This window comes from Vibrio sp. B181a, from assembly GCF_030248375.1.
Classification (GTDB): Bacteria; Pseudomonadota; Gammaproteobacteria; order Enterobacterales; family Vibrionaceae; genus Vibrio; species Vibrio campbellii.
In genome coordinates, this window is the sequence record NZ_JAHGAD010000030.1 from 1 (window position 1) to 6,599 (window position 6,599).

General features: G+C 41.1%; 7 protein-coding genes and 1 pseudogene. All 8 read left to right on the forward strand.

Features of this window, described 5'->3' with window-relative positions:
• Nucleotides 1-636: pseudogene (locus KIO97_RS26970) on the forward strand (hypothetical protein); the annotation flags it as partial.
• A gap of 125 nt (nt 637-761) precedes the next feature.
• Nucleotides 762-1,313, forward strand: a complete 552-nt coding sequence (locus KIO97_RS15270; protein WP_285383303.1) for a GrpB family protein — start codon at nt 762-764, stop codon at nt 1,311-1,313.
• Between the two features lie 151 nt (nt 1,314-1,464).
• Nucleotides 1,465-2,070: a class I SAM-dependent methyltransferase gene (locus KIO97_RS15280; RefSeq protein ID WP_285383305.1), complete on the forward strand. Its 606-nt coding sequence runs from the start codon at nt 1,465-1,467 to the stop codon at nt 2,068-2,070.
• A gap of 136 nt (nt 2,071-2,206) precedes the next feature.
• Nucleotides 2,207-2,671, forward strand: a complete 465-nt coding sequence (locus KIO97_RS15290) for a hypothetical protein (protein ID WP_285383307.1) — start codon at nt 2,207-2,209, stop codon at nt 2,669-2,671.
• 135 nt (nt 2,672-2,806) lie between these two features.
• A complete protein-coding gene (locus KIO97_RS15300) occupies nt 2,807-3,667 on the forward strand; it encodes a trypsin-like peptidase domain-containing protein (protein ID WP_039838998.1) in 861 nt (286 codons plus the stop codon).
• Nucleotides 3,668-3,800: 133 nt separating this feature from the next.
• Nucleotides 3,801-4,232: a hypothetical protein gene (locus KIO97_RS15310; protein WP_285383310.1), complete on the forward strand. Its 432-nt coding sequence runs from the start codon at nt 3,801-3,803 to the stop codon at nt 4,230-4,232.
• A 686-nt stretch (nt 4,233-4,918) separates the two neighbouring features.
• The gene (locus KIO97_RS15325; protein WP_285383313.1) at nt 4,919-5,269 is read left to right on the forward strand and encodes a cupin domain-containing protein; all 351 of its coding nucleotides are present in this window, start codon (nt 4,919-4,921) and stop codon (nt 5,267-5,269) included.
• Between the two features lie 694 nt (nt 5,270-5,963).
• Nucleotides 5,964-6,599: NAD(P)-dependent oxidoreductase (locus KIO97_RS15340; protein ID WP_285383316.1), on the forward strand; the 636-nt coding region annotated here is incomplete at its 3' end.

The following is a 6,599-nucleotide window of genomic DNA, read 5'->3' on the forward strand; positions in this document are numbered from 1 at the left end:
CAACGCGTGGCATTTTTGTTTTGCGTTGCGTTTAGTGTTTACGGTGGTATGCGGCGGCTTCGGTATTGCGTTGCTCACACCTTAACAGAGCGTTATGTGAATGGAGTAAAGATGGAACAGGCTAAATGTATCGTTTGTAATGAAAATTTTTCTTCCAAAGTTGATCTGAATAAACATCATTTGGAGTGTAAAGCTTATTTTTTGCAACTAACTCCCTCATGTAAAAGCGAAATTTCCAAGCGTAAACGTAAAGCAAGGAAATTGATTCAAGGTACATATGAATGGGCTCTATCTCAGTCTTTGCCGAAAAATGCAGGCAGATCGATATCAGCGATTGACTTAAAATATACTCAGTTAGATCTAGAGAAAGAGATTTGCCGTTCAGAGCGTGAAATTGCCATGTCAGAATTAGTCTCTGATAAGGCTTTAAACCGTCAGATCGTAGTTTGTCATGTTCTTCAAAAGAAGATTAATCATGGTTGTAAGTTAGAGCTTCAAAAACGATCAAAACGAAAGATGCAAAATGGAAAATCAAAAAAGACTAAACCTCAAGGTACAGCTTTAGGAAGCGTTTTTGATACGAAATACACACCATTTGTCTCGGGAGGTGCTCCTGGGTTAGGAAAGCGGGCATAATTCACATAACAAAGCATTTAAGAGTGATTCGCAACGCTTGGCAGTTTCGCTTCGCTCAAGTATAGCCAAGCGCTGCTCACACCTTAATGCGGCGTTAGGTTTACGAGTTAACATGGGAAGTTAAAGTGGATAAAACTGAGTTGATAAAGCGACTTGAAGAGTTAGGTATAGGGCTAGAGCGTTTTACAGTCCAGTTAACCGACTACGTCCATAAATGGTCTGAAGCCTATGAGCTAATTGTCAGCGTGATTGCGCCTAGCTTGAGTGGTGTGACTATTTATCATATTGGTAGTACAGCGATTCCAGGTTCAATTGCAAAACCGATAATAGATATAGGTATCGCATATAATGACACTTTAACTTTGCAGCAAAACATTCTAGCGCTCGAATCTCTAGGCTTTACTTGCAAAGGAGAACGGGGAGTTGAAGGTCGTTGTTTCTTCACATATTACAACGACAACGAGCGCTTCGATTATATCCATGTTCATGCTTATAAGCACGGCGACTCAAAGTTAAGAAGACATATTCAATTTAGAGATGCTCACATTCAAAACCGAGAGTTGCTAATTGAGTACAATGCCCTCAAACAGGGCTTAGTTGCGAATGGCGTCAGTAGGCAAGATTATCCTGAGGCTAAAGCAGCTTATATTCAAAGAATACTGTCACTTACATCGTAAAATCATAAACCTAACAAACTGTTTAAGAGTGATTCGCAACGCGTGGCATTTTTACTATGCGTTAGGTTTAGTGGTTAAGGTGGTATGCGGAGGCATCGGTATTGCATTGCTCACACCTTAACAGGGCGTTATATTTTTCTGGGAGTTATGGGTGAGTACTAAAGAAATTAAGGAATACTACGACTCGACGGAAAATCGTGTCGTACGAGAAGATTTAATTTACGCGCTCAGTTTAGTCGGTGAAGAGCGTATCGCTATAGATTGTGGGTGCGGTGCCGGTTCTGATATTGCTTTTTTGAGATCTAAAGGCTTTGAAGTGTATGCTTTTGATGTGGAGGAAGAATCAATAAATCGATGTCAGGCGCGATTTAAAGGTGATGAGCGTGTACATTTGTCTAACGATGACTTTAGTTCATTTACTTATCCAGATGTGTCACTAGTCGTAGCCGACGCAAGTTTATTCTTCTGCCCACCAAATCAGTTCAACGATGTTTGGTCCAAGATAAGCTTTTCTCTTAGCTCAAGTAGTGGAGTATTTTGTGGGTCTTTCTTAGGTCCAAATGACACAATGGCTAGTGCTGAATATGACAAAGAGGCATTTTGGCCTGAGGTTTCGGTTTTTACAGAAGACAAATTACGAGCAATATTTGCTGATTTTAAAATTGAAAGGTGGCAAGAGCATCAAATTTCTGGCCAAACAGCCCAAGGTGCGGATCACAATTGGCATATCTTCTCAGTCATAGCAAAAAAAATATAACAAATTGTTCAAGAGTGATTCGGCACGCGTGGCATTTTTGCTATGCGTTAGTTTTAGTGGTTAAGGTGTTCTGCGGAAGCTAAGGTATTGCGTGCCTCACACCTTAACAAGGCGTTATATTTTCAAAGGAAATAGAATGAATTGGCAGCAAGAGCAAGAATTAGTAAAAGCTTATAAGAATAAGGGTGTGATAGTTTCACCTACTTGGGATACGTCTGCTAATTGCTTAGCTTTTAATGATATTTCGCAAGAGCTTATTCAAGCTGGTATATATTTATACGAAGCACCAATTTCAGAGGTGTTTGCAGGCATCTATGAACCTTCAATATATGAGGGGCATACTTTATGGCATGATCTGCACTGCAATACTAAGATTGCAAAGGTTATTGATAATTGGGTTAATGGCTGTCCACTAAGTCCCCCATTTTTTGTTAAGCATCTAGGTTTAAACTTAGCTCTAGTCGCTGATGGGAAGCATCGGTTAACAGTTAGTCATGCAATGCTAAGTTCAAATACTATCATTCCATTTCTTGTTCCCGCGAATGCCGTCAATTGGATTACACAGGCTATGCCTAATGCGACTTTTGTGAAACAAATATAACAAGCTGTTTAAGAGGGATTCGCAACGCGTGGCATTTTTACTATGCGTTGGTTTTAGTGTTTAAGGCGGTTTGCGGCGGCTTCGGTATTGCGTTGCTCACCCCTTAACAGGGCGTTATACGATTAGGAGAGAATCTTGGGAAATATACCAGTGTCCACTCAGTGGACTTTAGACGCAGCAGGTGAGACAGGAAGAAGCTCTGTTGAATCTGTTTATATGATAGTTTGTCCCGCAACTGGCTCAAAAGGTTCGGGTTTCTTAATCGAAGGCGGTCTAATAGTCACAAATGAGCATGTAGTATCCAACTGTAATGCTCATCAGATAACTGCAGTATCAGCTTTTGGAGAGCAGATCGCTATATCTCGAGTTTGGATTGATAAGGCTAGAGACTTAGCAATCTTAAGACCTTCAAAGCATTTAACTGGCGGTTTAGAATTAGCTACTTCCACAGAACTGTCGGTTGGAGAGTCAGTGGTTACTTGGGGCTACCCCCTGGGGTATAACGGACCTGCTCCTTTATTGTCTGTGGGATATTTGGCAGGTTTTCAAAATTATCAGTTGCCTAGAGGCAACAAGAAGCATCTTGTTGTTAATGGGGCATTTAATTCTGGAAACTCAGGTGGGGCTCTTTTCAGAGCATCTGATAATAAGGTGCTCGGTATCGTTGTAAGTAAGCATGCTCCAATTAGCCAATACCACCAAAATGCGATAGACGTCCTAGCTGAAAACTCTAGCGGTGTGTGCTTCACTTACACTGATGAACATGGTAATCAAAAAAGTTTTGTTGAGTCTCAAATTGTCGCAGATTTACTGGTCCATATGAGAAGCTTAACTCAAGTAATGATTGGTGAAGCCATCGCGGTTGAAGAACTAATTGCATTGCTTAGTGAAATAGATACATCGGAAGTCGATTCGAAGTCTTTACCTTCAAGAAATGACCCTTGTATCTGTGGTAGTGGTCAAAGGTACAAAAATTGCTGCGGAAAAATCGTATAACAAACTGTTCAAGAGGGATTCGCAACGCGTGGCGTTTTTACTATGCGTTGGTTTTAGTGTTTAAGGTGGTATGCGGCGGCATTGGTATTGCGTTGCTCACCCCTTAACAGGGCGTTAGCAGTACAGGAGTAACATGGCTAAGCAAATATGGGAAATAACTCCCCAAGATATACAAGATCATGCTGTATGGCAGTTTCCCTCATGGAAAGATGATAGTCATGATGAGACTGTCATTTGTCAAGCTAGCCAAGATGATGCATTAGATCCCAACTCTAACATCATTGTCAGGGCGAAATTCGTCGATGCGAATGGTAATGAGTTTATTGGTTTCATTCATTACGGATTAGCTGAAGTCGAATATTCTCAACCCAATATGTTCGTAAATGGCAAAACCGTAGGCTTTTGGTTTGGCATTACGAAGCCCAGTCATAACGACCTGATAAGACTAAACTTTCCTATAGTGATAACGTCAGAGTCAGTTTTTGGTTTAGAGCAGATTACAGTCACTATCGAAGGTTATAGTTATGTCAATGAAGCATCGGCTACTTGCGTAATGTCCTGCTAACAAATTGTTTAAGAGTGATTCGGCACGCGTGGCATTTTTACTATGCGTTGGTTTTAGTGGTTAAGGTGGTATGCGGAAGCTTCGGTATTGCGTGCCTCACACCTTAACAAGGCGTTAGTACGGGTTTGACATCAAAGGTCATAAGTTTTGGTGTTTATCTGCTTTGGCGCTCGTCTTTACACCTTTCAGTTTGTACCTTTCACGTTCTTTCCGGTGGCACTATATGCGGAGTGTTTGCTTTGATTTCACCGTTTACGGCTTCTAACTCTTAGTCTATTTCTTTGGTGCTTCTTCATTTTCGTGGTGGCTTTTGAGAGAACCTTGATTACTTTTGGTGTGGTTGTTGAGTGACGAGGAAAGAATCCTTTTTTAATTTGAAGCTAGTGAATGTAGGGCAGTTCAGTGCGTTTTTCTTCTAGCCAACTTTCGTCTTTCAATCGGGGTAAAGTTTTGTAGCTGCCCGTCTCACTTCAGTGTTCAAAGCCTTTCATATCATGCCACTTTTCAATATCTTGGAGCGCACAAATAGAAGTAGCGCATGTACTAACAAATTGCTTAAGAGTGATTCGTAACGCGTGGCATTTTTACTATGCGGTGGCTTATGGTGATTAAGGCGCTGTGCGGTAGCTTTTGTATTGCGTTACTCACACCTTAGCAAGGCGTTATATGCACAGAGAGAATTACAGATGATTCGTAATTATTTAGAAACGGAAAAACAAATTCAGAACTCTGCCCATGATGGGATTGGCTCTGTCGAGTTATATGAAATTTGGAGTAAGTCAGACTTCGCTAGCAGCTGCGATTTTATCGACAGACAAATTATCCCACCAAATTCTGCGGTGGGTTACCATAAACATGGCAACAACGAAGAGATGTATATCATTCTCGAAGGCTCTGGAACAATGACTATTGATAACCAAGAGGTTAAGATTAAAAAAGGCGATATGATAAAAAATAAGCCTTATGGTGAGCATGGTTTAATAAATGATTCAGATTCAGACATTGAGCTGTTAATTATTCAGTTTAGCCTGGATTAATGTGCATATAACAATCTGTTTAAGAGTGATTCGCAACGCTTGGCATTTTTGCTATGCATTGCGTTTAGTGTTTAAGGTGGTATGCGGGAGCATCGGTATTGCGTTGCTCACACCTTAACAGGGCGTTAGTACGGGTTTGACATCAAAGGTCATAAGTTTTGGTGTTTATCTGTTTTGGCGCTCGTATTTACACCTTTCAGTTAGTGCCTTTCACGTTCTTTCCGGTGGCACTATATGCGAAGTGTTCGCTTTGATTTCATCGTTTACGGCTTCTAACTCTTAGCCTATTTCTTTGGTGCTTCTTCATTTTCGTGGTGGCTTTTGAGAGAACCTTGATTACTTTTGTTGTGGCTGTTGAAGTACGAGGAAAGAATCCTTTTCTAATTTGAAGCAAGTGAAAGTAGGGCAGTTCAGTGCGTTTTTCTTCTAGCCAACTTTCGTCTTTCAATCGGGGTAAAGTTTTGTAGCTGCCCGTCTCACTTCAGTGTTCAAAGCCTTTCATATCATCTCAGTTTTCAATATCTTGGAGCGCATAAATAGAAGTAGCGCATGTACTAACAAATTGCTTAAGAGTGATTCGTAACGCGTGGCATTTTTACTTTGCGGTGGCTTATGTGATTAAGGCGCTGTGCGGTAGCTTTTGTATTGCGTTACTCACACCTTAGCAAGACGTTATAACAACAAGGAGAGTTCCGTGAAAATAACAGTTTTAGATGACTACCAGGATGTGGTTAGAACGTTAGATTGTTTCGAATTACTATCACATCACGATGTGTCCATCTTAAACGAAACACTTCCTGAAACGGAGTTGGTAGTTAAGCTAAAAGACACCGAGGTTCTTGTTTTAATCCGAGAACGGACAGTGATTACAGAGTCACTGCTTGCACAGTTACCTAACCTTAAAGTTATCAGTCAAACAGGTAAAGTCAGCAATCATATTGATGTCCACCTATGCGAAAAGTATGGAGTAAAGGTGTTGGAGGGGCGTGGCTCTCCTGTTGCTCCTTCGGAATTAGCTTGGGTGTTGATTATGGCGGCAAGTCGCCTCGTACCAACTTATTCAGCTAATCTCCAAAATGATAAGTGGCAGAACTCTGGAGTGCTTGGTTTAGGTCGCACTCTAAAGGGCTTGAAGCTTGGTATTTGGGGCTACGGAAAAATTGGACAACGAGTTGCCCAATATGCAAAAGCATTTGAAATGTCAGTGGTTGTTTGGGGTAGTGAGGAATCTAGAAATCTTGCGCTTGAACATGGCTTTGAAGCTGCTGCTTCAAAGGAAGCATTTTTCTCTGGTTCGGATATTGTGTCACTTCACTTTGTAGTGGTCAAG